This is a genomic window from Corynebacterium occultum (genome assembly GCF_009734425.1).
GTDB lineage: Bacteria > Actinomycetota > Actinomycetes > Mycobacteriales > Mycobacteriaceae > Corynebacterium > Corynebacterium occultum.
In genome coordinates this window covers 595,184-618,375 of record NZ_CP046455.1, presented here as the reverse complement: position 1 = coordinate 618,375, position 23,192 = coordinate 595,184, and the positions used below count along the sequence as shown (strand labels likewise).

The 23,192-nt window shown below is 64.0% G+C and carries 25 protein-coding genes; 14 read left to right on the top strand and 11 right to left on the bottom strand.

Annotated features, from left to right (window positions below; translation table 11 throughout):
• Positions 1-14: 14 nt before the first annotated feature.
• A complete protein-coding gene (locus tag COCCU_RS02930) occupies positions 15-1,241 on the top strand; it encodes a hypothetical protein (protein WP_156230137.1) in 1,227 nt (408 codons plus the stop codon).
• Here the strand turns inward: COCCU_RS02930 and COCCU_RS02925 are convergent.
• The 4 genes from COCCU_RS02925 to trpS all read right to left on the bottom strand — a co-directional run bounded on the left by COCCU_RS02925 (position 1,238) and on the right by trpS (position 5,449).
• Positions 1,238-2,143, bottom strand: coding sequence for an amidohydrolase family protein (locus COCCU_RS02925; RefSeq protein WP_156230136.1), 906 nt, complete (start codon positions 2,141-2,143; stop codon positions 1,238-1,240). The genes COCCU_RS02930 and COCCU_RS02925 overlap by 4 nt on opposite strands.
• Before the next feature lie 10 nt (positions 2,144-2,153).
• Positions 2,154-3,011, bottom strand: coding sequence for an RDD family protein (locus tag COCCU_RS02920; protein WP_197088420.1), 858 nt, complete (start codon positions 3,009-3,011; stop codon positions 2,154-2,156).
• 98 nt (positions 3,012-3,109) lie between these two features.
• A complete protein-coding gene (locus tag COCCU_RS02915; protein ID WP_156230134.1) occupies positions 3,110-4,198 on the bottom strand; it encodes a YhjD/YihY/BrkB family envelope integrity protein in 1,089 nt (362 codons plus the stop codon).
• 204 nt (positions 4,199-4,402) lie between these two features.
• A complete protein-coding gene (trpS, locus tag COCCU_RS02910; protein ID WP_156230133.1) occupies positions 4,403-5,449 on the bottom strand; it encodes a tryptophan--tRNA ligase in 1,047 nt (348 codons plus the stop codon).
• Positions 5,450-5,567: 118 nt separating this feature from the next.
• On the opposite strand from trpS, the gene COCCU_RS02905 reads away from it, so the two are divergent.
• Genes COCCU_RS02905 through COCCU_RS02895 form a run of 3 tightly spaced genes read left to right on the top strand, consistent with a single transcriptional unit; the run spans position 5,568 to position 7,476 of the window.
• Positions 5,568-5,927, top strand: a complete 360-nt coding sequence (locus tag COCCU_RS02905) for a GntR family transcriptional regulator (RefSeq protein ID WP_156230132.1) — start codon at positions 5,568-5,570, stop codon at positions 5,925-5,927.
• Entirely contained in the window at positions 5,924-6,754 is an 831-nt protein-coding gene (locus tag COCCU_RS02900) for an ATP-binding cassette domain-containing protein (RefSeq protein WP_156230131.1), read from the top strand. The genes COCCU_RS02905 and COCCU_RS02900 overlap by 4 nt, the downstream gene beginning before the upstream one ends.
• A 5-nt stretch (positions 6,755-6,759) precedes the next feature.
• Entirely contained in the window at positions 6,760-7,476 is a 717-nt protein-coding gene (locus COCCU_RS02895) for a hypothetical protein (protein ID WP_156230130.1), read from the top strand.
• Between the two features lie 79 nt (positions 7,477-7,555).
• Here COCCU_RS02895 and COCCU_RS02890 read toward each other — a convergent pair whose 3' ends face one another.
• The 4 genes from COCCU_RS02890 to COCCU_RS02875 all read right to left on the bottom strand — a co-directional run bounded on the left by COCCU_RS02890 (position 7,556) and on the right by COCCU_RS02875 (position 10,905).
• Positions 7,556-7,750: a hypothetical protein gene (locus tag COCCU_RS02890; protein WP_156230129.1), complete on the bottom strand. Its 195-nt coding sequence runs from the start codon at positions 7,748-7,750 to the stop codon at positions 7,556-7,558.
• Between the two features lie 111 nt (positions 7,751-7,861).
• The gene (locus tag COCCU_RS02885) at positions 7,862-8,749 is read right to left on the bottom strand and encodes a trimeric intracellular cation channel family protein (RefSeq protein WP_156230128.1); all 888 of its coding nucleotides are present in this window, start codon (positions 8,747-8,749) and stop codon (positions 7,862-7,864) included.
• Positions 8,750-8,760: 11 nt separating this feature from the next.
• A complete protein-coding gene (locus tag COCCU_RS02880; protein WP_156230127.1) occupies positions 8,761-9,657 on the bottom strand; it encodes an exodeoxyribonuclease III in 897 nt (298 codons plus the stop codon).
• A 9-nt stretch (positions 9,658-9,666) separates the two neighbouring features.
• Positions 9,667-10,905: an MFS transporter gene (locus COCCU_RS02875; RefSeq protein WP_231598840.1), complete on the bottom strand. Its 1,239-nt coding sequence runs from the start codon at positions 10,903-10,905 to the stop codon at positions 9,667-9,669.
• Positions 10,906-11,016: 111 nt separating this feature from the next.
• On the opposite strand from COCCU_RS02875, the gene COCCU_RS02870 reads away from it, so the two are divergent.
• The 5 genes from COCCU_RS02870 (at position 11,017) to COCCU_RS02850 (ending at position 17,422) form a co-directional block, all read left to right on the top strand.
• Positions 11,017-11,892, top strand: coding sequence for a siderophore-interacting protein (locus COCCU_RS02870; protein ID WP_156230126.1), 876 nt, complete (start codon positions 11,017-11,019; stop codon positions 11,890-11,892).
• A gap of 80 nt (positions 11,893-11,972) precedes the next feature.
• Positions 11,973-14,189: an NADP-dependent isocitrate dehydrogenase gene (locus tag COCCU_RS02865; RefSeq protein WP_156230125.1), complete on the top strand. Its 2,217-nt coding sequence runs from the start codon at positions 11,973-11,975 to the stop codon at positions 14,187-14,189.
• Positions 14,190-14,393: 204 nt separating this feature from the next.
• On the top strand, positions 14,394-15,416 hold the full coding sequence (locus COCCU_RS02860) for an iron-siderophore ABC transporter substrate-binding protein (protein WP_156230124.1): 1,023 nt from the start codon (positions 14,394-14,396) through the stop codon (positions 15,414-15,416).
• 6 nt (positions 15,417-15,422) lie between these two features.
• Complete coding sequence (locus tag COCCU_RS02855) at positions 15,423-16,403, top strand: FecCD family ABC transporter permease (RefSeq protein WP_156230123.1); 981 nt, start codon at positions 15,423-15,425, stop codon at positions 16,401-16,403.
• Complete coding sequence (locus COCCU_RS02850) at positions 16,400-17,422, top strand: FecCD family ABC transporter permease (RefSeq protein WP_156230122.1); 1,023 nt, start codon at positions 16,400-16,402, stop codon at positions 17,420-17,422. The genes COCCU_RS02855 and COCCU_RS02850 overlap by 4 nt, the downstream gene beginning before the upstream one ends.
• A gap of 31 nt (positions 17,423-17,453) precedes the next feature.
• Here COCCU_RS02850 and COCCU_RS02845 read toward each other — a convergent pair whose 3' ends face one another.
• On the bottom strand, positions 17,454-17,936 hold the full coding sequence (locus tag COCCU_RS02845) for a GbsR/MarR family transcriptional regulator (protein ID WP_156230121.1): 483 nt from the start codon (positions 17,934-17,936) through the stop codon (positions 17,454-17,456).
• Between the two features lie 188 nt (positions 17,937-18,124).
• Between COCCU_RS02845 and COCCU_RS02840 the strand changes: the two genes are divergently transcribed.
• From COCCU_RS02840 to COCCU_RS14910, 5 genes are all read left to right on the top strand, one after another.
• Entirely contained in the window at positions 18,125-19,441 is a 1,317-nt protein-coding gene (locus COCCU_RS02840; RefSeq protein WP_156230120.1) for an O-acetylhomoserine/O-acetylserine sulfhydrylase, read from the top strand.
• Positions 19,442-19,477: 36 nt separating this feature from the next.
• A complete protein-coding gene (gene metX / locus COCCU_RS02835) occupies positions 19,478-20,626 on the top strand; it encodes a homoserine O-acetyltransferase MetX (RefSeq protein WP_156230119.1) in 1,149 nt (382 codons plus the stop codon).
• Between the two features lie 250 nt (positions 20,627-20,876).
• Positions 20,877-21,218: a hypothetical protein gene (locus tag COCCU_RS02830; RefSeq protein WP_156230118.1), complete on the top strand. Its 342-nt coding sequence runs from the start codon at positions 20,877-20,879 to the stop codon at positions 21,216-21,218.
• Positions 21,184-21,852, top strand: coding sequence for a hypothetical protein (locus COCCU_RS02825; RefSeq protein WP_156230117.1), 669 nt, complete (start codon positions 21,184-21,186; stop codon positions 21,850-21,852). Before COCCU_RS02830 ends, COCCU_RS02825 begins: the two co-directional genes overlap by 35 nt.
• A complete protein-coding gene (locus COCCU_RS14910) occupies positions 21,780-21,986 on the top strand; it encodes an HNH endonuclease (RefSeq protein WP_231598839.1) in 207 nt (68 codons plus the stop codon). The genes COCCU_RS02825 and COCCU_RS14910 overlap by 73 nt, the downstream gene beginning before the upstream one ends.
• 24 nt (positions 21,987-22,010) lie before the next feature.
• Here the strand turns inward: COCCU_RS14910 and COCCU_RS02815 are convergent, their stop codons facing one another.
• Both COCCU_RS02815 and COCCU_RS02810 read right to left on the bottom strand, forming a co-directional pair.
• Positions 22,011-22,343, bottom strand: a complete 333-nt coding sequence (locus COCCU_RS02815) for a DUF3017 domain-containing protein (protein ID WP_156230116.1) — start codon at positions 22,341-22,343, stop codon at positions 22,011-22,013.
• Complete coding sequence (locus COCCU_RS02810) at positions 22,336-23,190, bottom strand: bifunctional methylenetetrahydrofolate dehydrogenase/methenyltetrahydrofolate cyclohydrolase (protein WP_156230115.1); 855 nt, start codon at positions 23,188-23,190, stop codon at positions 22,336-22,338. Before COCCU_RS02810 ends, COCCU_RS02815 begins: the two co-directional genes overlap by 8 nt.
• Positions 23,191-23,192: the final 2 nt, after the last annotated feature.

Here is a 23,192-nt window from a genome sequence, read left to right as displayed (position 1 = left end):
TAAGATTTCCCAGCATGAGCGAAAATGCGATCCTCCCCGTCAAAGTGTCACTGAGCGAGGGGGATTTCTACACCCTCTGGGCTCCGATGTGGAAAGAGCACGGTGCCGAATGGCAGGCCTTCCTCGGCGATGAGGAGCATGTCCTTCTCTTCCGCTCCCCCGCCGAGCTGCTCGCCCACCTGGATGAGACCCCGAAGCATGACCTTTCCTCCCATCCGAAGTGGAAGAGTTTTGCGGCTTCCGGGGATGATCGGGTGGTGCCGGATGAGCGCAGCCACTATGACCTGATCGGTGTGCCCGCGCTGCTGGCGGAGCGTCCCTCCCATGTCAATGTCAGCTCTGTGGCCCGGGCTCTCCGGCTGGCCCGCAGCCTGGGTGAGGTCACCGCCGCCACTGACGCCACTGTTTTCTTCGCCTCCCACTCCGTGGTGGGCAATGTGGAGCGGGGGGTCGATCATTTCGCCGCTGAGTCCGGTCTTTCGGAGTGGTCCGCCATCGGTCGGGCGGTGCTGACGAATTGGCGCAAGGTGATCGCCTCCCTGGATGAGCAGGTGAAGATCGCTGAGGTGGACGAGGCTGCGGCTGCTGCCGCAGGAGAGCGTATCGACGCCGCGGTCGCTGCTGCTGAGGCGGAACGCCTGGCCGCAGCGGAGAAGCGGAAGGCTGAGACCGAGAAGGCTGACCCCTATGACGCCTCCGCCTGGGCGGGGGCCGGTATCGACCCGGTGCGGATCGCCATTCAGGGAAAGACGGTTTATACCCTGCGTACCTACCTGGACAGGCACCCGGTGTTCCTGGGCAAGTTCGGCGAGATCTTCACCTTCAGCTCCGGCAAGACCCTGTTGCGCTGGATGGTGGAGAATGATGACCACGATCTGGCGAAGGTGGCCACCTGGGAGGGTCTGGTGCTTTCCGCGAATGGCGGCGAGCTGGAGATGGAGGTCCACAAGGACAACTCCTATTCCTTCACCGGTCTGGTCAAGGACATCGGGGCAGGCCCCAATGCGGTGGACACCGATCAGATGGCGGCCGCCTATGAGCTCATGGCTGATGCCGCGGACTGGGCCGGCGATGACTCCCTGAACTCCTATTTCCTGGCGAACCCCCGGATGCAGGACTACATCTCCTACATGCTCGGGTCCCCGGGCACCTCGGGTTATGTCCCGAGTGAGCCCTTCAGCGACCATGCCAAGGGATGGCAGGAGCTTGAGGAGATTCTGACCAAGCGTTTCTCCCGCTAGTCCGTTTCAGTTATTTCGGGATCCTCCCCGCCCACCGTGGAGTGCAGGTCACTGTCCTCGAACTGCCGGTAGGCCGGGAGGATTTTGTGTGCCAGGATCTCATCGCGCTGATCCTGCGGGGCGAAGGAGTTGTCGATCGCGCTCAGGCAGAGTTCGAAGATCTCGTCGATGCCGTAGTCGAAGGTTTCCCGCAGGGCATCCAGTTCCCGGCTGAGGCTGGCGGTGCCGGGGTGGACCGAGCAGGTGAAGCCGAGTTCCTGCAGCAGCGGCAGGGGGTGGTCGACCAGGGGGTTATCCTCGTCGACGGCGGCGGTGGGTGCCATGGCCAGCAGGATCCTGCGGTCCCGCACCCATGCGGACATGCGCTGCAGGTGGATGCCCTGGAGGTCAACGCTGAAGTCCTCGAAGATGCGGATGCCGTTGCCGAGGCGGACAGCACCCTGGAGCACGGCATCAGCGATGGCGGTCACCTCCGCATCCTCCCCCAGATCCACGCTGAAGGGGATGAAGTTGCGGCGTAATTCGCTCAGTTCCCCGGCATAGAACGAGGCGAGCTGGGCGTCATCGACACCGGAGAGGTTGAAACCGAGCACCTTGGGGCCGAAGTTCTCGGCCACCAGCTTGGCGACGGTCGCGACATCCCCGCCATGCGGGGCGCTCAGGATGAGGCGGGCGTCGATAAGCGGGGATTCGAGGGCAGCCAGTGCCTTGTCCAGCTCGGCCTGCTCGCTGATTTCGAGGAGAAGCTCGGTGTAGACGACATTGTCCGCGGAGAGTGCCTTGAGTTCTGCGGTGATGGATTCCGGGCTGACCCGGTGGTGGAGTGTCACCTTGGGCAAGCTGGCGATCACCTGGAGGCTCAGGGACTTGTGTTCAGGACTGACCTGGGGAGAATCATGCATGCCCTCAAGCTTAACGCTTGCGGGTCACCTCAGTACCCGCCCAGCGGTCATGCTTGCCCAGGTAGCTGTTGGCACCGTTGATGGAGGGGGCGAGGTAGATCGCTGCGATGAGGGACACCAGCCAGCCGATACCTGGGACGATGCTCGCCAGACGCCAGAGTTGACGCTTGCCGCTCTGCAGGAGGCTGGGGCGGCCACCGGTGTTCAGGTCGCGGACCTCGTAGCCGAAGAGGTGCTTGGCGGGGGTGGCTCCGGTCTTGAACTCCAGGCCGAGGAAGTAAAGGAGGAAGGCCAGGGTCCACACCAGTCCCATCAGGGTCTCCGACCAGAAGAAGGCCATTCCCAGGATGCCGGCGGCGACGCTGAAGATGAAACCATCGACGAGGAGCATCAATAAGCGGGTGCCGGCGGAGGGCCGTTTAGTGGGGTCTCCGGGAAAATTCGGGGAGGCGGTCTGCGCCAGGGGATGGCTGGCGGCGAAACCGGAGGGCATGCCCGGGGTCGACGGGTACGGCATCTGGTACTGGGTCTGGGTGCTGAAGGGGGTCTGCTGCGGCCCAGCTTGGGCCTGCGGCGGGGTCTGCTGGAAGCTGATCTCCGGCAGTCGGCCGAAATTGCCCAGATATTCGATCTCATGCCAGGCCAGGTTCCGGCCGCTGGCCAGGGCGTGATCGTAGATCCGGCGGCGGGATTCATCACCCAGCACCGCGTAGGCGGTCTGCAGCTGCTGACGGCGGGGATCCTGGGGCTGGTGGCCCTGGTTCTCGAGTTGGGCGTCGCGGCCCATGATCAGGGTGCGCAGCTCCTCGGTGCCATCTGCAGGGTCGAGGCCCAGGGTGCTGTACAGCTCACCGTGACTGGTGTTCATGGCAGGGGGTCCTTTCGTTGTCATCTATCCCCCACTCTAGAGGCGTCAGGGCTTCCCCCACATCGGGGAAAGCCCTGATAAAACACCTATATCGGGAGTTATTTCCGGCCGATCAACGCCAGCACGGCAGCTCCCACGGCGCCAGCCGCGGCACCGGCCCCCAGCATCACATTGGGGTTATTGCGGCGGTTGCCCACCTCATTGCGTACCCGGATCACCGCAGGCTCCGGGGCCTGGATCGGGGTGGCCTCCAGGGATTCCGCGGTGGTGGCGGCCCAGGCGGAGCAGTAGAGCACCACCCGCCAGATCAGGTACATCACGACCATCAGACCGATGATCGGGCCGAAGGTGGCACCCGCCGGGTTGGAGAGTGCATTGGAGGCGAAGAGGGAGAAGGCCTGCTTGATCACCTCGAAGGCCAGGGCCCCGATCAGGGCGGCGTAGAGCCCGGAGCGGCGCGGCACCTTGGTGCGCGGCAGGTAGATCAACATCCAGGTCATGACCAGGAAATTGGCGAGCACACCGAGGAGGATGGCGACCAGGGTGGTCAGGAGCTGGATGCCGGGGAACTCGGAGAGTCCGACCAGCTCAATCAGGCGGGCGGTGAGTCCGGAGGAACCGATGGCGGTGACACCGAAGGCCACACCGAAGGCGAGCAGCAGACCGACCAGGCCGAGCAGGTCCTTGATCTTGTTGCCCATGAAACCACCCTCGGTGGGGTCGACCCGCCACATCTTGGACACCCCGTAGCGCAGGTTATTCATCCATCCCAGACCGGACCAGAGGGTGGTCAGCAGACCGATGCCGGCGACCGAACCACGCTGGGAGATGGCGGTCTCCAGGACCGAGTTGAGCAGGTCCCCGATCTGTCCGTCGACGGAGGTGGAGATCTGTTCCTGGATCTCAATGAGCAGCTGTTCATTATTGGCCAGGATGAAACCCAGGGTGGCGAAGGCCAGCATCAGGATGGGGAAGATCGCCAGAACGGAAAAGTAGGTGATGCCGGCGGAGTACTGGTTGCCACCCATGGTGGCGTAGCGCTCCTGCATCAACATCACATGGTCGAACCAGTCCCGTTTCATCCGGAGCCGCTCGATGAAACCGGGATCGTCCTTGGTCGCTCTCTCGATGCCGTATTCATCGGTGTGCCGAGAATCGGACTGCGTGCTGGTACTCACGTTAGCCATCCTTCATTGTCCGAAAATCCATTACTTTCCCAGGTTACGGAGGATGAGCATGAGCTGCAGCACAGTCGGAGCTTTTGAAACTGGATTGAAACCTTCAGGGGGGGGTAAAAGGACTCAGCTGAAAACTGCGACCAGCTCGCAGTTGATCAGCGATCCCCCGCCCAGCACAGGGTTCTCATGCCCGACGCGCCATGCGGTGGGCCCCTAGCGGCGCTTCGGGGCGAGAAAGCCGACCCGGTCGTAGACCTGCTCGATGACCTTCTCTGCGTAGGCGCCGGCCTTCTCAGCACCGATGGCCAGGACCCGCTCAAGTTCCGCGGGGTCATTCATGTACTCGTCGAACTTGGCCTTGAGGGGGGTGGTGAAAGCTTCCAGGGCCTCGGCGGTATCGCCCTTGAGGGCACCATAACCCTGGCCCTCATAACCGGTGACCAGGTCATCGATGGAGGTGCCAGTCAAGGTGGACTGGATGACCAGCAGGTTGGAGACACCGGGCTTATTCTCCCGGTCGAAGCGGATCTCACCGTCATTGTCGGTGACGGCGGAGCGGATGCGCTTGGCGGAGACCTTCGGGTCATCGAGCAGGTTGATGATGCCCTTGGGGTTCTCCCCGGACTTCGACATCTTGGCCGTCGGGTTCTGCAGGTCGTAGATCTTGGCGGAACCCTCCGGGATCAGGGCCTCAGGCACCACGAAGGTCTTCTTGTAGCGGCTGTTGAAACGCTCCGCGAGGGTGCGGGTCAACTCCAGGTGCTGGCGTTGATCCTCACCCACCGGCACGAGTTGCGGCCGGTAGAGGAGGATGTCGGCGGCCATCAGGATGGGGTAGGTGAACAATCCTGCGGAGGTGTGGTCGGAGCCCTGCTTGGCCGACTTGTCCTTGAACTGGGTCATGCGGTTGGCTTCACCGAAACCGGTGAGGCAGGTGAGCACCCAGGTCAGTTCGGCATGCTGCGGCACATGGGACTGGACGAAGAGGGTGGACTTCTCCGGGTCGATGCCCAGGGCGAGCAGCTGAGCGGCACCGGAGATGGTGCGCTGGCGCAGTTCCTTCGGATCCTGCTGCACGGTGATGGCGTGCATGTCCGGGATGAAGTAGAAGGCCTCATAGTCGTGCTGCAGGTCGATCCACTGCTTCACGGCACCGAGATAGTTGCCGAGGTGGTAGGAATCGGCGGTCGGCTGGATGCCGGAGAGGACGCGCTGCTTCTTCTCGCTCTGGGGTTTTTCGCTCTGGGGCTGCTCAGTCATGTTGTTTACTCTAGTGCCCACCGTTTTCAAGGGGGATGCTCCCCTGGACAATCATCCCCCTTGGTTATATGGTTACCCACATAGGTGGTAAACCCATAAAGTGAAAGGGGTTGGGGCCATGAGCGATACCCGACCGATCTACCTCCAGATTGCCGCCGGTATCCGCGAACAGATCGCCGCCGGAACCCTCCCGGAGGGCGAAAGAGCACCATCCACCAATGAACTCTCCGCCTTCCACTCCGTGAACCCCACAACCTCCGCCAAAGCACTGACCTGGCTCTTCGAACAGGGACTCCTGGAAAAACGACGCGGCCTGGGAATGTTCGTCCTCCCCGGCGCGCGTGAACAGATCCAGGGGGAGCGTCGAGAAGCACTCGCCGCCGACTTCATCCGACCCCTGCTGAAGGAAGCCCGGGCCCTGGACCTGGGGGATGCCGAACTCGATGCCCTGATCGAAGCTGAAAGGACCCGAGCATGAGTCTCACTCTGAATCAGGTGATCAGCCCTTATCTCCCGGCCCCGGTCACCCTCCACCTGAACCCCGGCATCCACGGGGTGATCGGCCCCAACGGGGTCGGCAAAACCACCCTGCTGCGGTTGATCGCCGGACATCACCGCCCCCGAGGCGGCAGCATTGAGGCCGAAAGGACCGCGCTGGCCCGGGCCGGGGCAGATGCCTGCTTCGCTGGGCACCGCATCGCCGATCATCTCGCGGTAACCCAGGTCGGCCACCCGCTTCTCGACGCCGCGTTGTTCACCGAGGTGCTCGACATCGCCGCCCTCACCCCGCAGGCAACCATCTCAACCCTGAGTGTGGGGCACCGCCAGCTGGTGTCGGTGGCCACCGCCCTGGCGGCCAACGCCCCCATCACCCTGCTCGATGAGCCTTTCAACGGTCTGGATGTCCGTACCCGCACCGCACTCCGTCAGCTCCTGATCCGCCTGGCCGGGGAGCGGGAAAAGTGGACCCTGCTGCTCAGTTCCCACCGCGCCGAAGACCTGGCCGGACTGGTCGGGGATGTCATCCCCATCCAGGCCGGCGTGGTCCTGGAACCGGTGGATCTGGATGAGATCCGGAACCACTACCCCACCCTGACCGGGCCTGCCGCAGCAGTCCGCGAGATCGCCGGGGAACACCCCATCATCGCCGAGGCCGTCCTCGGCCCCACCCTGCGTCTGACTCTCGGGCAGCCGTTGAACTCTTCCGAGGAGCGGCGTGCCGCGGTCGAGGAGGTGGCGGTCAGCCAACCTGATGACCAGGCCCTGATTGACCTGCTCAGCATGACCCCTCCGGAAGGAAGTTAAGCGCCATGTTCATTTCATTCATCCGCCCTGCCCGCCGTGAACTGCTGATCAGCTTCATCATCCTGGCGGTGCTGCTCTTCGGGGGCCGTTTCCTGGCTTTCGCGGGTTCCACCTGGAATGCCCTCACCTGTGCCGGCACCGCCATCATCTTCGCGGTCCTCGCCACCCGGCTACGCGCCGTGCGCAGCCTGGATGTGCCCTTGCGCACCTGGTTCTCGGGGCTGCTGGCCAGTGCTGCGATCTGGTCCATGTTGCTGGGTGTGATCGGTACCGCCACGGCCACCCTCAATCAGCATCTCTCCCCCTGGTACGCCTTATACGATGACTTCCTGATCACTTCCGGCCCGGCTTATCCCCTGGACACCAATGGGATCCCCTATTTCATGGCTGATGCCGGGCAGAGTGTCAGCTCAGTGTTGTTGACCCTCCTGGTCTATTTCTTCGCTTTCCTCGCCGCTGCCGGGGTCGGGGCGTTGATCGGCATGATCCGGATTCGTTCCAACGCGGTACTGACGGTGCTGGCCGTCGGTGTCCTGGTGATCGGACTGCTGGCCTTCGCCATCCTGCTGCCCGGCAACGCCCGGCTCACCATCCCCGATCAGAGCTATGTCACCGCCTTCTCCAACCAGGGCTATGCGGAGCTCTTCCTCATCGCCGGGATCCCGGTTGCCCTGATCGGTTTCCTGCTGGCCTGGTGGGCGGCCCGCCGGATAGAGGTCTAAGTAATGACAAAACAGCCGGGGAACCCCTGTGGTTCCCCGGCTATTTTCAGTTTTCTAAAGAATCCTGGCGGCAGTTGAATCAGCGGCCGAGCTTCCGGGAGGTCGGGTTGATCTTGTCGAAGGCCAGGGCCATTGCGGTACCGATGAGGGCGCCGCCGACAGCGATGATCAGGGCGCCGATAATGGCCATCACCGAGGCGCCGACCCCGGCGACCAGCCAGATGCCGAGGGCGAGGATGATGCCGCCAAGGACGAGGGAAATGAGTGCGCTCATGAATTCTGCTCCTATTAAGAGGTTGATACTCGCTTGGGGAACCAGCGGGCTCCGATTCCCGAATCAAATTCAAAGTATCAGGTGTGTGTTAGGTTTCCCCACCCAAGCGGCTTATTCCCCCTCAGGTTCCTCCCCCTCAGGCGGTTTCCGCCCCTCAGTTCCGGGTTCCCCGATCTCCTTCTTCTTCGGCCAGTCCTGCACCCGTTTTTCGCGGGACTCCTTCATGTCCACCTCCATGGCCCACTGCTCATCATCCTGATCTCCCCGCTCCTTCTTCTTGTCCAGGAGGCGGTAACGGAAGGCGTCGATGCCAGCGCGACGACGCACGGAACGGAAACCACGACGAATGAAGCGGTAAGACAGCCGGACCCGGGGGTCGATGGGCTGATCGGCACCCCGGTACTCGAAGACTGGCAACCCCAGCTTGTAGTACATGGCGAAGAGGCGGGTCATGAAGGCCACGATGAGGGTGACGATGATGGCGGCGGATTCCTCCACCCCCAGTTCCAGCAGTCCGACATAGAGGCAGGCGGCGATGACCGCCACCATGGCGTAAATCTCCTTGGAGAAGACCAGGGGCATGCGGTCGGAGAAGATATCGCGGAGCACACCACCGAAGACGCCGGTGACCACTGCCGCGACTGCCGCGATGACCAGGCCATGACCCATCTCCAGGGCAGCCTGGGCGCCCAGCACCGCGAAGACGGAGAGCCCCACGGCATCCAGCACCAGAAACAGGAGCCGGAAGTAGTGCATCAACCAGGATATGGAGACCGTAATCAGTGCTGCGCCGATGACTATCAGCAGGTAACGGGGGGTTTCCACCCAGATCAGCGGATAATTGCCCAGGATGATATCCCGGACGGTACCGCCCCCGAGGGCGGTCATGCAGGCGATGGCGATGACCCCGAAGAGGTCCATCTTCTGACGACCTGCCGAAAGCGCGGCGGTCACCGCTTCTGCGGTGATGCCGGTGATGTAGAGAACCGTCAGCAGCATGATGCCTTATCTCAGCGGTAGGTCACGTTCAACGGTGAATGGTCGGACCAGCGGGTTTCCACACTGGGGGCGCGGTCAACCCAGGTGCGCTCAGCACGCTCCAGCATATTCTTCGTCGCCGCCTGATAGTCGATGCGCCACCCGGCGTTGTTGTTGAAAGCCTGACCGCGGTAGGTCCACCAGGTGTAGGGGCCGGCCTCCTCGGGGTGGAAATGGCGGGCGACATCGAACCACTGGGGGTCGCTGGCCGCAGTACGCACCTGCCCGGAGGAGTAATCCACCGCACCGAAGTATTCCCCATGCCCGGTATCCACCTGGGAGGTCTCCTCCGGATAAGTACCGAACACGGAGTCCATGAAGAGGCGTTCATCGGGCAGGAAACCGGACTTCTTCTGGTTCGTCTTCCAATTCTTCAGATCCTCACGGCGATGGCAGATATTCCAGTCACCGCCGATGACCATGTTCTGGCGCTGTCCGCGCTCCGCCAACAGCTCAGTGAACTCATCGAGGAAATGATATTTCTCATCCTGTTTCCCGGTGCCGGCGGAACCGGAGGGCAGATAGAGGGAGGCGACGCTGATGCCTTCATAATCGCCTTCGATCCAGCGACCTGAATCCTGGAAGGAACCGAAGCCGATCGTGACGTCGCGAAGCGGAGCGCGGGAGAGGATGCCCACTCCGGCGCGTCCCTTGGCGGCGGCGGGTGCACCGACATAGTGCCAACCGGCCGCCAGTGCCGGGGCGAGCGCCTTCTCAGTTTCTGCCAGGGTGGCTCGGACCTCCTGGAGCAGAACCACATCCGAGCCTGAGTTCTTGAGCCAGGGCAGCATGCCCGGATTTTCAGGGCTGCGCTCCTTCACGGCGGCACGGATGCCGTTGACGTTGACCGAGGTGATGGTGATACTCATGGCACCACCTTAACGTTTGCTGGGAGCCCTCATCGCTTTGGCCCGGCGACGCAGCAGATAGGCGGGAATCCAGATCAGGATCGCCATGATGGAAAGACCGGTCCCCACCAGAGCCGGTGCAGAGTAGCTGTAACCGGCCGCGATCACCACACCGCCCAGGGCGGCGCCTGCGGCATTGGCCAGGTTGAGGGCGGAATGGTTGAGGGCGGCAGCCAGGGTCTGAGCCCGACCTGCGACATCCATCAGGCGGATCTGCAGACTGGGGATCAGGGCGGCACCGAAGAAGCCGACGAGTCCGAAGTTGATGGTGCCGATCAGCGCGTTGACGGAGGAGAAGTAGAAACCGGTGAGCACCAGGGCGATCATGATCAGAGCGAAGAGGATGCCGAACTCCAGGTTGCGGTCCGCCAGTCGGCCACCGAACCAGTTGCCGGCCACCGAACCTACGCCGTAGATCATCAGTACCAGCCAGATCCAGTTCGGATCCAGCCCGGCGCGTTCCGTCATCGTCCAGGAGATATAGGTGTAGACGGCGAACATGCCGCCGAAGCCTACGGTGCCGATGCCCAGGGTCAGCCACACCTGGGATCTTCCCAGGGCCCCCAGTTCGGTGCGGGTGTCGGTGGGTTTCATCTCGGTCATGTGGGGCATGAGGAACCAGAGGGCGGCGATGGTGGTCAGGCCGAGGACCGCCACCAGGGCGTAGGCCCAGGACCAGCCGAAGCCCTGGCCGAGTGCCTGGGCGGCGGGCACACCGATGACGGTGGCGATGGACAGTCCCATGCCGACGAAGGCGATGGCGCGCCCCCGTTGCCCGGGTGGGGCCATGGAGGCGGCGGAGAGTCCGGCCACCGAGAAGTAGGCGCCGTGCGGCAGGCCTGCGATGAAGCGGGAGATCATCAGCAGCACGTAGTTATCGGCGAAGACGGAGAGTCCGTTGCCGATGGTGAAGGCGAGCATGAGGATCAGCAGCAGGCGGCGGCGTGGCACCAGACCTGTCAGGGAGGTGATCAGCGGGGCACCGACCACCACGCCCAGGGCGTAGGCGGTGATGATGTGGCCGGCCTGATCTTCGGCGATGGCGAAGTCATCGGCAATGAGACTGAGCAGACCCATGGAGACGAATTCGGTGGTGCCGATGGCGAAACCACCGATCGCCAGGGCGACCATCACGATGATGCGGCGGGTGTTGGTGATCTCGGTTTGTCGCGGCAGGGGGCGGCGGTTGAGGGCGGGGCGATTTTGCACAAGGTGACACCCTACCGTTGATCTCCGGCCCCTTCGAGCGCACCACAAAGGTAGGTTAGGCTCTGCTCAATAGTCCCCTGTCCGGCAGCACAGAGAAATCGAGGAAACACCATGGGATTCACCGCACAGGGACCCGTCCGGGCGATCGTCGAGAAGGTGGAGCAGGTCTCCCCCAGTTTCCGGCGCATCACCTTCGGCGGCCCGGAACTCTTCGCCCTCGGGATGGACGGGCCGGCGCTGGATCAGCGGATCAAACTGATTTTCCCCGGGGCGGCTGGCACGCTACCGGAACTGCAGCAGCGCCCCGACTGGTACCGGGAGTGGCTGGCGCTGCCGGAAGCTGAGCGCGGCATCATGCGCACCTATTCGATCCGTCACCTGGCGCAGACCGTGGAGCACACCCGACTCAGCGTGGATTTCGTGATGCACCTCGGGGAGGGATCGAGCGGCCCGGCAGCCGATTGGGCGGCCCGGGCCCAACCGGGACATGAGATCCTGATCTTCGGCCCGCACCGTGGGCAACCGCAGTTAGGGGTGGAGTTCAACCCCGGCCGTGCCCGGGAAGTGGTGTTGCTGGGCGATGAGACCGCCGCCCCGGCCATTGCCCGGGTGCTGGAGGATCTGCAGGATTCCGGGCTGCGGGGCAGCGCTTATATAGAAGTGCCGGAAATCACAGACACCCCGCATATCGACGCTCCCTCCGACTTCCAGGTGCACTGGCTGCCGCGCGAGGGTCAGGCACCCGGGGCCAGGTTGCTGCCAGCCCTGGGTGGACACCTGTCGGAGGAACCCCCCACCTCGGAGAAGGACCCCGAGCTGGTGTGGGACACCCCGACAGACCCAGGCGAGGGCACCTACTACTGGATCGCCGGGGAGAGCGGCGTGGTCAAGCAGCTGCGCCGGAATCTGGTGCAGGGCGCGGGGGTGAACCGCGGGCAGATCGCCTTCATGGGTTATTGGAAACTGGGGGTCTCCATGCGTGGCTGACACCCCTGGTAGCGCATCATCGGCCACCTTGTCGGTATCCTTGATGCCGGTAGAAAAGAACTCATATAAAGGGAGTCACATTGGCTAAGATCATCTACACCCGTACCGACGAGGCCCCGCTGCTCGCGACCTACTCGCTCAAGCCCGTTGTCGAGGCTTTCGCAGGTACCGCAGGCATCTCGGTGGAGACCCGCGACATCTCGCTGGCAGGCCGCATCCTGGCTCTGTTCCCGGAGCGCCTGAAGGAGGATCAGCGGGTCTCTGACGACCTCGCCGAGCTCGGCGCACTGGCCAAGACCCCGGAAGCCAACATCATCAAGCTGCCGAATATCTCCGCTTCGGTACCGCAGCTGCAGGCCGCCATCAAGGAGCTGCAGGCACAGGGTTACGACCTTCCCGATTACCCGGCGAACCCGGAGACCGAGGAAGAGAAGGAGATCCGCAACCGCTACGACGCGGTGAAGGGCTCCGCCGTGAACCCGGTGCTGCGTGAGGGTAACTCCGACCGCCGTGCCCCGATCGCCGTGAAGAACTTCGTCAAGAAGTTCCCGCACCGCATGGGCACGTGGAGCGCAGACTCCAAGACCAATGTCGCGACCATGTCCGCTGATGACTTCCGCCACAACGAGAAGTCCGTCATCATGCCGGCCGCCGACACCCTGAACATCGTGCACGTGGGCACCGACGGCACCGAGACCATCCTCAAGGAAGGTCTGAAGGTCCTCGAGGGCGAGGTCATCGACGGCACCGTCATGCGCGCTGAGGCTCTGAAGAAGTTCCTGGCCGAGCAGGTTTCCCGCGCCAAGGAAGAGGGTGTGCTCTTCTCCGTGCACCTGAAGGCCACCATGATGAAGGTCTCCGACCCGATCATCTTCGGCTACGTCGTCCGCGCCTTCTTCGGTGAGGTCTTCGCCAAGTACGGTGAGCAGCTTGAGGCTGCCGGCCTGAACGGCGAGAACGGCCTGGCCGCCATTTACGCCGGTCTGGAGGAGCTGGAGAACGGCGCCGAGATCAAGGCCGCCTTCGACAAGGAGCTGGAGAACGGCCCGGATCTGGCCATGGTGAACTCCGCCCGCGGCATCACCAACCTGCACGTCACCTCCGACGTCATCGTCGACGCCTCCATGCCCGCCATGATCCGCAGCGGCGGCATCATGTGGAACAAGGATGACAAGGAGCAGGAGACCCTCGCGGTCATCCCGGACTCCTCTTACGCCGGTGTCTTCCAGGCTGTCATCGAGGACTGCAAGGAAAATGGCGCCTTCGACCCGACCACCATGGGCACCGTCCCGAACGTCGGCCTGATGGCACAGAAGGCCGAGGAGTACGGCTCCCACGACAAGACCTTCAAGATCGCCGCTGACGGCAAGGTCGAGGTCCGCAACGCCGCCGGTGAGGTCATCATCGAGCACGAGGTCTCCGAGGGCGATATCTGGCGCGCCTGCCAGGCCAAGGATGCCCCGATCCAGGACTGGGTCAAGCTGGCCGTCACCCGCACCCGCCTCTCCGGCATGCCCTCCATCTTCTGGTTGGACCCGGAGCGCGCCCACGACCGCAACCTGATCACCCTGGTTGAGAAGTACCTCAAGGACCACGACACCGAGGGCCTGGACATCCAGATCCTCTCCCCCGTCGAGGCCACCAAGGTTTCCGTGGAGCGCATCCGCCGTGGCGAGGACACCATCTCCGTCACCGGTAACGTCCTGCGTGACTACAACACCGACCTTTTCCCGATCCTCGAGCTCGGCACCTCCGCCAAGATGCTCTCCGTCGTGCCACTGATGGCCGGTGGCGGACTCTTCGAGACCGGTGCCGGCGGCTCCGCCCCGAAGCACGTCGAGCAGGTCACCGAGGAGAACCACCTGCGTTGGGATTCCCTGGGCGAGTTCCTGGCCCTGGCTGAGTCCCTGCGCCACTTCGCCAACACCGGCGACGCCCCGAAGGCCTCCGTCCTGGCCGACGCCCTGGACAAGGCCACCGAGAAGCTGCTGAACGACGGCAAGTCCCCCTCCCGCAAGGTCGGCGAGATCGACAACCGCGGTTCCCACTTCTGGCTGACCAACTTCTGGGCCCAGGAGCTGGCCGCCCAGACCGAGGATGCCGAGCTGGCGGGCATCTTCGCCCCGGTCGCCGAGGCGCTGTCCGCAGCTGCCGAGGAGATCGACAAGGAACTCATCGAGAACCAGGGTGCAGCTGTCGACCTGGGTGGCTACTATGCCCCGAACGACGAGAAGACCACCGCTGTCATGCGTCCCTCTGCGAAGTTCAACGAGATCATCGCTGGTCTGGTCAAGTAACTTCCCGCTTTCCCACTGAACACCCCCTGTCTCCCGCATTGAACTGCGGGAGACAGGGGGTGTTTCCTTCTCTACGCGGGAAGGTAAGCTACCTCACCTGCATTGTTCAAATTTCCTGAAACAAGAGGGTAGGCTAACTTACCTGTAATGGGTAGGGGTGTTCCGGCATCCACCCGATCCCCCAGCACCGTGAAGGATTCCCCCATGACCCTCAGGACCACCTCCCTCGCCGCCCTCGGCATCAGCGCCGCACTGCTGCTGAGCGGTTGCTCCGGCTCCCAGTCCACCGACGCAGTCAACCCTGGTGATGACTGGGAACCGGTGAGTATCGACAGCGCCCTGGGTACCGCCACCATCGAGCAGGAACCGGAACGCATCATCACTCTGGGCCAGGGTTCCACCGAAACGGCCATTGCCCTGGGCACCGTCCCGGTCGGCATGGAGGAATACCCCTGGGGTTCGGATGAGACGGGTTACATGCCGTGGATCCACGAGGCCGTCACCGAAGAGGGGGCGGAGTTGCCCACCCAGTTCAGCGGGGCCACCGAACTCGACATTGAAGCCATCATCGAACTCGACCCGGACCTGATCCTGGCGCCCTGGTCCGGGGTGACCCAGGAGCAGTATGACCTGCTCTCCGAGATCGCCCCCACCGTGGCCTACCCGGAGCAGCCCTGGACCATCGAATGGGAGCAGCAGATCGAGCTCATCGCCGAGGCGATGGGCCGGCAGTCGGAGGGCCGGGACCTGATCACCCGGATCAACACCCAGCTGGATGAGGCCACGGTCCCGGAATATGAGGGACTGACCTTCTCCTACATCTACAACTCCGGCCCCGGCACCCTCGGGGTGTTCTACCCGGAGGAACAACGCGCAGCCATGGTGGCGGCGATGGGGTTGACCCCAGATCCGGTGATCGGGGAACTACGCAGCCAATTCGATGCCCCCGGCACCCAGTCCGCCCTGATCGGCCTGGAGAATGCCGACCGGTTGAAGGACTCTGACCTGATCTTCACCTTCTACTCCGATGACGCCAACCGGGCGGAGATCGAGGCACAGCCCCTCTACGCCTCCATCCCCGCAGTGGCGCGTGGTTCCGTGATCGCCGCCGAAGACCAGCCCTTCGTCACCGCCTCCTCCATGATCAACCCACTGACCGTGCCCTGGGTCATTGAGCGCTACCAGCCGATGATCGACGCGGCCGTCGCCAAGCTGGGGGAGAACTAACCGCGGATGCGCCGACTGCTGATACTCTCCGCCCTCACCCTGCTGCTGGGGGTGAGCTGTCTCCTGAGCCTCTTCCTCGGAAGTCGCCCCAACGGGGTGGCAGAGGTGGTCGCGGTGCTCAGCGGCACCGGCGACCCCTACCTGGCACAGGTGGTGGATTCCCGTATCCCCCGCACCATCATCGGGATGGTGGTCGGTGGGGCCCTGGCACTTTCCGGAACCCTGATCCAGGGCATCACCCGCAACCCACTGGGTGAACCCGGACTCCTGGGGATCAGCACCGGCGGTGCCGCCGCGCTGGTCACCGCCACCGCCCTACTGGGGGTGCTGAGCGGACCAGCCACCATCCTCTTCGCCCTGCTGGGCGCCCTCCTGGCGGTGAGTGTGGTCCTGGCCCTGGCCGGGCGTTCCGGTTCCCGCGGGGTGGTTCCGCTGATCCTGGCGGGAGCCGTGGTCACCGCGGTGCTGCATGCCTACATCAACGCAATGATCCTGCTGCAACCCCAGACCTTCGACTCCTACCGCTACTGGATGGTCGGTTCCCTGAGCGGGGCGGACCTGGGGAACCTGGGCCAGCTGGCACCGGTGCTGGTCCTCGGGCTCATCCTCGCCTTCGGGGCGGCACGGGGGCTCAACGCCCTCGCCCTGGGAGAGGAAACCGCCATCTCCCTGGGAATCCGGGTGGGGGCGACCCGACTGGCCGGGGTCATGGCCGCCGCCCTGCTGGCCGCCGCGGCCACCGCCGCAGCCGGACCCATCGCCTTTATCGGACTGGCGGTACCCCACCTGCTGCGGGCGCTGTTCGGGGAGGACTTCCGCTGGCGAATCCCGGCCGCGCTCATCGGCGGGGCACTGGCACTGGTGCTCGCCGACATCCTCGCCCGCACCCTGATCCGACCCCAGGAACTGATGGTCGGCATCCTCACCGCCTTCCTCGGGGCACCCTTCCTGCTGCTGGCGGTCCGCCGCGGGGCGGTGATGAGATGAACATCCTCCGCCTCGGTGACAGGGTCGCCCTGCCCTACCGCCCCCGCAACGTGCTGATCTGGTCCGGGGTCACTGTCCTCCTGATGCTGCTGTCCCTGGCCACCCTCTCCCTGGGGCGCCTCGGCCTGGGCCCCGGGGAACTGCTCACCCTGATCCGGGGCGAGGCGGACGCCAAGAACTCCTTCGTGTTCTTCCAGGTTCGGGGACCCCGACTACTGGTGGCCATCCTCGCCGGGGCCGCCTTCGGACTTTCCGGCGCACTCTTCCAAACCGTGACCCGGAACCCCCTGGGCAGCCCGGATGTGCTCGGCTTGGCCGCAGGCGCCGGGGCCGGGGTAGCACTGGTGACACTCTTCTCCCCAGTGCCGCTGCCCGCCGCAGTGGGGGCACTGCTCGGTGCCGGAATCTCCATCGGGCTGGTCACCCTGGCCACCGGCCGAGGCCTGTCCTCCACCCCGCGGATCATCATCGCCGGCATCGCCGTGGCAGCCCTGGCCACCGCGGTAACACAATTCGTGGTCACCGCCACGCTGCGTGATGAATCCAGCCAGCTCGCCGCCTACCTGGTGGGCACCCTCAACTCCCGCAACATGGGACAGGTCGGACTGATCACCCTGACCCTGTTGGCAGCCGCTCCCCTACTGGCGATGCTCTCCCAGCGGCTACAGCTGATTGAACTTGGCGACGAACTGGCCACCGCCCTGGGCGGCCGGGCGGAACAGACCCGCTCCCGGGCGATCCTGCTCTCCGTACTACTGGCGGCGATGGCGGTGGCGGTGGCCGGACCTATCGCCTTCGTGGCGCTGATGAGCCCGCACACCGCGCGGATGCTCACCCGCAGCAGCGGTCCGAACCTGGTGGGTTCAGCATTGTGCGGTTCACTGCTGCTGGTGCTCGCGGACCTGCTGACCCAGCAGCTGCCCTTTCTTGAGGGCCTGCCGGTGGGTGTCATGACCGCCGGGACCGGCGGGGTCTTTCTGGGTTATCTCCTGATCCGGGAATGGCGAAAAGAACGCTGATCTTGACCATCGCGCCACGGGGGTGCGGAGGCTAGGTCCTCCCGTCGCGGCGTCGAGAAGCGAGCTGTTTCTTGTGCTCCCCCCAGGCACGCCGGAGGTCGAGTTCCTCGGTGAGCCAGGACATGTAGTCATGCATGTTCTCGATGCGTTCCCGGGCCGGACTGTCCGCCGCCAGCTGTGCCAGAGCAGTGGCGGCCAGATCGCGCTGGGCACTGAGGTAGTTGTACTCCCGCTCCAGGAACCCCGCCCAGACATCATTGGCCATCACGAACCAGTCCGCCCGGCTTCCCCGCCGGCGGGTGCGCCCCAGGAACCCGGCCTGCTCCAGACGGCGGACCGCCGTGGAGATCGAACCACGGCTGATATTGAGTTCCTCGGCGAGCTGGGCGGCACTGACCCCGTTATCCTCGTCCAGCAGCAGGCGTCCGAAAATCCTTCCCTCGATCTCGGAACCACCGTTGGCAACCCAGTAACGGGAGAAGGCGGTGGCGAAGTCGATGGCGGCGGCATTCATGGTTTCAGGATAGTTCGCGGCACCATGCGGGTCTAAAACGACGGCAACACACCGCTTGGTCTACCCTTAATTTCATTCCTGAACTGGGATTTCACGAAAAACTAGACCGAGCTGTTTGCCAACTCCTGAGAGCAGGGTTATCGTCGTGGACAGTTACCCGACAACCAGAAAAACAAGGATCAGCTGATATGACGAAGTATGACAACTCCAATGCCGCCGAGTGGGGCTTCGAGACCCGCTCCATCCACGCCGGACAGCCGGTCGACTCCGACACCGGAGCCCGTAACCTGCCGATCTACCTCTCCACCGCCTTTGTCTTCGACTCTGCGGAACACGCCAAGCAGCGCTTCGCCCTGGAGGATCTCGGCCCGGTCTACTCCCGTCTGACCAACCCGACCGTGGAAGCGGTGGAGAACCGCCTCGCATCCCTTGAGGGCGGCGTCTACTCCGTCATGTTCGCCTCCGGCCAGGCTGCCACCACCGCCGCAATCCTCAACCTCGCCGGGGCCGGCTCCCACGTGGTCACCTCCCCGCGTCTCTACGGCGGCACCGAGACCCTCTTCCAGGTCAGCCTGGCCCGACTGGGCATCGAGTTCACCTTCGTCGAGAACCCGGATGATCCGGAGTCCTGGCAGGCCGCGGTCAAGGAGAACACCGTCGCCTTCTTCGGAGAGACCTTCGCCAATCCGCAGGCCGATGTCCTGGACATCCCGGCCATCGCTGAAGTTGCCCACCGCAACAGCGTGCCGCTGATCATCGACAACACCGTCGCCACCGCCGCTCTCGTCCGCCCCCTGGAACTGGGCGCTGACATCGTCGTCGCCTCACTGACCAAGTTCTACACCGGCAACGGTTCCGCCCTGGGTGGTGTGCTGGTCGACGGCGGCAAGTTCGACTGGACCGTCGAGCGTGAGGGCAAGCCGGTATTCCCCGACTTCATCACCCCGGATCCGGCCTACCACGGCCTGAAGTACGCCGATCTGGGTGCCGCAGCCTTCGGCCTGAAGGCCCGCGTCGGCCTGCTGCGCGACACCGGTGCAGCTCCCTCCCCCTTCAATGCCTGGGTCACCGCGCAGGGCCTGGACACCCTCTCCCTGCGCCTGGAGCGCCACAACGAGAATGCCATCAAGGTTGCCGAGTTCCTCGCCGCCCACCCGAAGGTGGAGAAGGTCAACTTCGCCGGCCTGAAGGATTCCCCCTGGTATGCCACCAAGGAGAAGCTGGGCCTGAAGTACACCGGTTCGGTGCTCACCTTCGAGATCGCCGGTGGCAAGGACGCCGCCTGGGCCTTCATCGACAACCTGAAGCTGCACTCCACCCTGGCCAACATCGGTGACGTGCGCTCCCTGGTCGTCCACCCGGCCACCACCACCCACTCCCAGTCCGATGAGCACGGTCTGGCACGTGCCGGCATCACCCAGTCCACGGTCCGCATCTCTGTCGGCATCGAGAACATCGATGACATCATCGCCGACCTGCAGGCCGGTTTCGACGCCCTCAACTAGTACAGCTGTAACAAGAAAACACAGGTGAAATGCTCCATGCCCCAGCTTGCTCCTCCCGGAGAACTGGCCGTTGTCCCCATCGGTGACTTCCACACCGAGGCCGGGGGCCTGATCAACGAGGCCTTCCTCGCCTACCAGCGGTGGGGCCAGCTCCGGATTGGCCAGGACGGCAGCACCAACGTCCTGCTCATCCAGCACGCCCTGACCGGCGACTCCGATGTAGCAGAATGGTGGAAAGGCCTGGTTGGGCCGGGGATGGCGCTCGATACCGAACGTTTCTGCGTGATCTGCACCAATGTCATCGGCGGTTGCAAGGGGTCCATCGGCCCGGCTGACCGCCACCCGGATGGCGATCACTGGGGTTCACGCTTCCCGGCGATCTCCATCCGCGACCAGGTGGATGCCGAAAAGAAGCTTCTCGACGCCCTAGGCATCCGCCGCCTCTCCGCCGTCATCGGTGGCAGCATGGGCGGAGCACGCACCCTGGAGTGGTCCCTGATGTACCCGGAGGCCGTCGATGCCGCCCTGGTCATCGCGGTCTCTGCCCGGGCCAGCGCCTGGCAGATCGGCATCCAGTCCGCCCAGATCTCCATGATCGAAGGCGATCTCTTCTGGCACGGTGGCGACTACTACGACACCGGCTACTCGCCCAACGCAGGACTCGGTGCCGCCCGCAAACTCGCGCACCTGACCTACCGCGGTGAGCTGGAAGTGGACGAGCGCTTCGGTTCCGAGGCCCAACCCGGGGAAAACCCGCTGGGCACCTTCCGTGACCGCAGGCAGCGCTTCGCCGTCCAGAGCTACCTGGACCACCAGGCCCGCAAACTGGTGGAGCGCTTCGACGCCGGCTCCTACGTGATCCTCACTGACTCACTGAACCGCCACGACATCAGCCGTGACCGCGGTGGCCTGAACAAGGTCCTGTCATCCTCCACCGTGCCTACCATGGTCGTCGGTGTGGACACCGATATCCTCTACCCCTACCACCAGCAGGAACACCTCAGCCGAAACCTGGGCAACCTCCTGGCGATGGCCAAGATCTCCTCGCCGGTGGGCCATGATGCCTTCCTCGCAGAATTCCGGCAGATGGATAATATCCTCCGCCGCTTCATGGCCCTGGCGGAACCCTCCCTGACTATCCCGGACTCCCCGGAACTGACCGGGAAGATCGAGTTCTACATCTAAAACAGCTCCGTAATAAGGGCCAGGGAAAGGCCAGGGAAGTCGGTTTAATCCGCTCCCCTGGCCTTTCTTTATGCACCGCACTCCGAACAAGAATGCATGTGGGAATTCCCGAACGGGTGCCCCCACTGTTTCATGGCATGAGCTGGGCAGATAGATTCAGGATACCCCCAGGGTGGTGGGCATGTCCGGGCCGTGTCCTAGCTTCGATATCGAACACGCATTCCATGCACGAGCCTGCCCAGGGACGCCTATGCACACCACCCCACACCCCTACTACCGCCACACCGACCCCACCGACCCCGCCGCGCACTGGACCACCCACCGCAACCGCCAGGACCTCACCTTCTGGACAAGTGTCACCCCAGACGACGACGCCGATATCGACACCACCACCTCCCACCTCGCCGCCCGCACCTCCTTGAGCACAACCATGACACTGACCTGGCTGTCGATTGTCCAGCTCCTGCGCCACTACCCGGTGCTGGCTGCCCACAACCACGACCTCGGCCTGCTCGACCACCCCAGGCTGCGCGCCATCGAACACGCCCTTGATCGCCGTGGACGACCCCGACATCATCACCGAGGTCGATAAGCACCTCACCACCTTCCTCACCCCCACCCGGCCAGCGGAAGCCCTCCCGGGGCCGACAACCATCCACCGGTTCCTTACGCCTCCTCCTCATAGAACACGACACCCGGCCGCCGAACACGACACCCACCCAAGAGCCCTGGGCATCCACTTCCGCACCACCGGCACCGGACACACCCAGATCCAGGCGGTGCTCGCCGCCGATGACGCCCTGGACATCCACACCATCCTGCGGGCCACCGCCACCGCCGAAGACACCACCCTGCATGACGCCCTGCTGGGGCTGCTCCGCGGGACGATGCACAGCCCGAAGGTGGTGTACAACCTCTACGGACCAGACGGTGGCACCCCGACCTATCTGGCAGGAGCCGGCTACCTCGATGATCGTCAGGCCCGATACTGGGCCGAACGGATCACCCGCACCATGGACACCCCCCGCCCACGCCACCACCCTGGCCTACCGACCCACCGAGGAAATCATCCGGGCCGTGAAAGGGTCGGGACGGGACCTGTCGGGGGCCGGAGGACTGCGGGATCGATGCCGAGGCCTGCGATGTTGATCATGTGCTCAACCACACCGCAGGGGGTCCCACCACGCCCAGTAACCTGCAGTGTCTGTGTCGTAGGCATCACCTGAGGAAAACCCGTGGGGACCTGAACCTGGTGATGAATGCACAGTCGTTTATGCAACGTCGTGCCCAACGGGTCAACAAACGCCGTACCGCCCCGACCCCGGAGGGACACACCCGGGAGGAGGAACCACCCTTCTAGGCGGTACCTGTCCGACCCTCGTTCTCAGCTGCCGAGAGAGTCGATGGAAGAGGAGAGAAAAACCAGCCCACCACCGAGCAAAAGATTAAAAAGCGCGTCGAAGCGTCGGGATCTCACCGAGAGAATTCCCAGGATCTTCGAATCGCAGGACACCCTGAGGACAGCGAGCCACATCATCGCGGCCCCGAGGGTGAAGGTCGCCCTCCGCCAATGTTCGGTGAGGGCGAAGACTGAGGCAACCACGAAGGAGAGGAGAAAGACCCCCACTCCCAGCAGTTGCATAAACCGGGGTAGCACCGAGGGTTTCAGATCCGCATCGTGCGGATTACCCAGTGCGTGAGCCGGTAATTCAGGCATTGGCGAGCCGTTCAGCCCTTTCCACCACATTGTTGACTAGGAAGGTGCGGGTCATCGGACCAACACCACCGGGGTTCGGGGACACCGCGCCAGCGACCTCCCAGACATCCGGGTGGACATCACCGAGCAGCTTGCCCTCAACGCGGGATACTCCGACGTCGAGAACAGCGGCACCCGGCTTGACCATGTCAGCGGTGAGCATATGTGCCTTGCCGGCAGCGGCGATGATGACATCTGCCTGCAGGGTCTCCGCCTTCAGATCCTTGGTGCCGGTGTGGCAGAGGGTGACGGTGGAGTTCTCGCTGCGGCGGGTCAGCATCAGACCGATGGGACGTCCAACGGTCACGCCACGGCCGATGACGACCACCTTGGCGCCGTTGAGCTCTATGCCGAAGCGACGCAGCAGCTGGATCGAACCATTCGGGGTACAAGGTAGCGGGGCCGGCTCATTGAGAACCAGCTTGCCCAGGTTCACGGGGTGCAGGCCATCAGCGTCCTTATCCGGGTGGATGCGCTCCAGCACGGCGTTTTCGTCCAGGTGCTTCGGCAACGGCAGCTGCACGATATAACCCGTGCAGGCCGGATCCTCGTTCAGCTCGTCGATGACGGCGTTGAGTTCTTCCTGGGTGACATCCGCCGGCAGGTCCCGGCGGATGGAGTTGATGCCGATCTCAGCACAGTCGCGGTGCTTCATCTTCACATAGGAGTGGGAACCGGGGTCGTCGCCGACCAGCACGGTTGCAAGACCCGGGGTAATCCCCTGCTCCTTGAGGGCGGCCACTCGCTTGGCCAGGTCGGCGAAGATCTCTTCGCGATAGAGTTTTCCGTCCAATTTGATCGCAGTCACGG

Excerpts from the sequence above, each read along its gene's own strand:
- COCCU_RS02930 (WP_156230137.1), top strand. The coding sequence starts at position 15 with ATGAGCGAAAATGCGATCCTCCCCGTCAAAGTGTCACTGAGCGAGGGG.
- COCCU_RS02925 (WP_156230136.1), bottom strand. The coding sequence starts at position 2,143 with ATGCATGATTCTCCCCAGGTCAGTCCTGAACACAAGTCCCTGAGCCTC.
- COCCU_RS02920 (WP_197088420.1), bottom strand. The coding sequence starts at position 3,011 with ATGAACACCAGTCACGGTGAGCTGTACAGCACCCTGGGCCTCGACCCT.
- COCCU_RS02915 (WP_156230134.1), bottom strand. The coding sequence starts at position 4,198 with ATGGCTAACGTGAGTACCAGCACGCAGTCCGATTCTCGGCACACCGAT.
- trpS (WP_156230133.1), bottom strand. The coding sequence starts at position 5,449 with ATGACTGAGCAGCCCCAGAGCGAAAAACCCCAGAGCGAGAAGAAGCAG.
- COCCU_RS02905 (WP_156230132.1), top strand. The coding sequence starts at position 5,568 with ATGAGCGATACCCGACCGATCTACCTCCAGATTGCCGCCGGTATCCGC.
- COCCU_RS02900 (WP_156230131.1), top strand. The coding sequence starts at position 5,924 with ATGAGTCTCACTCTGAATCAGGTGATCAGCCCTTATCTCCCGGCCCCG.
- COCCU_RS02895 (WP_156230130.1), top strand. The coding sequence starts at position 6,760 with ATGTTCATTTCATTCATCCGCCCTGCCCGCCGTGAACTGCTGATCAGC.
- COCCU_RS02890 (WP_156230129.1), bottom strand. The coding sequence starts at position 7,750 with ATGAGCGCACTCATTTCCCTCGTCCTTGGCGGCATCATCCTCGCCCTC.
- COCCU_RS02885 (WP_156230128.1), bottom strand. The coding sequence starts at position 8,749 with ATGCTGCTGACGGTTCTCTACATCACCGGCATCACCGCAGAAGCGGTG.
- COCCU_RS02880 (WP_156230127.1), bottom strand. The coding sequence starts at position 9,657 with ATGAGTATCACCATCACCTCGGTCAACGTCAACGGCATCCGTGCCGCC.
- COCCU_RS02870 (WP_156230126.1), top strand. The coding sequence starts at position 11,017 with ATGGGATTCACCGCACAGGGACCCGTCCGGGCGATCGTCGAGAAGGTG.
- COCCU_RS02860 (WP_156230124.1), top strand. The coding sequence starts at position 14,394 with ATGACCCTCAGGACCACCTCCCTCGCCGCCCTCGGCATCAGCGCCGCA.
- COCCU_RS02855 (WP_156230123.1), top strand. The coding sequence starts at position 15,423 with ATGCGCCGACTGCTGATACTCTCCGCCCTCACCCTGCTGCTGGGGGTG.
- COCCU_RS02850 (WP_156230122.1), top strand. The coding sequence starts at position 16,400 with ATGAACATCCTCCGCCTCGGTGACAGGGTCGCCCTGCCCTACCGCCCC.
- COCCU_RS02845 (WP_156230121.1), bottom strand. The coding sequence starts at position 17,936 with ATGAATGCCGCCGCCATCGACTTCGCCACCGCCTTCTCCCGTTACTGG.
- COCCU_RS02840 (WP_156230120.1), top strand. The coding sequence starts at position 18,125 with ATGACGAAGTATGACAACTCCAATGCCGCCGAGTGGGGCTTCGAGACC.
- metX (WP_156230119.1), top strand. The coding sequence starts at position 19,478 with ATGCCCCAGCTTGCTCCTCCCGGAGAACTGGCCGTTGTCCCCATCGGT.
- COCCU_RS02830 (WP_156230118.1), top strand. The coding sequence starts at position 20,877 with ATGCACACCACCCCACACCCCTACTACCGCCACACCGACCCCACCGAC.
- COCCU_RS02815 (WP_156230116.1), bottom strand. The coding sequence starts at position 22,343 with ATGCCTGAATTACCGGCTCACGCACTGGGTAATCCGCACGATGCGGAT.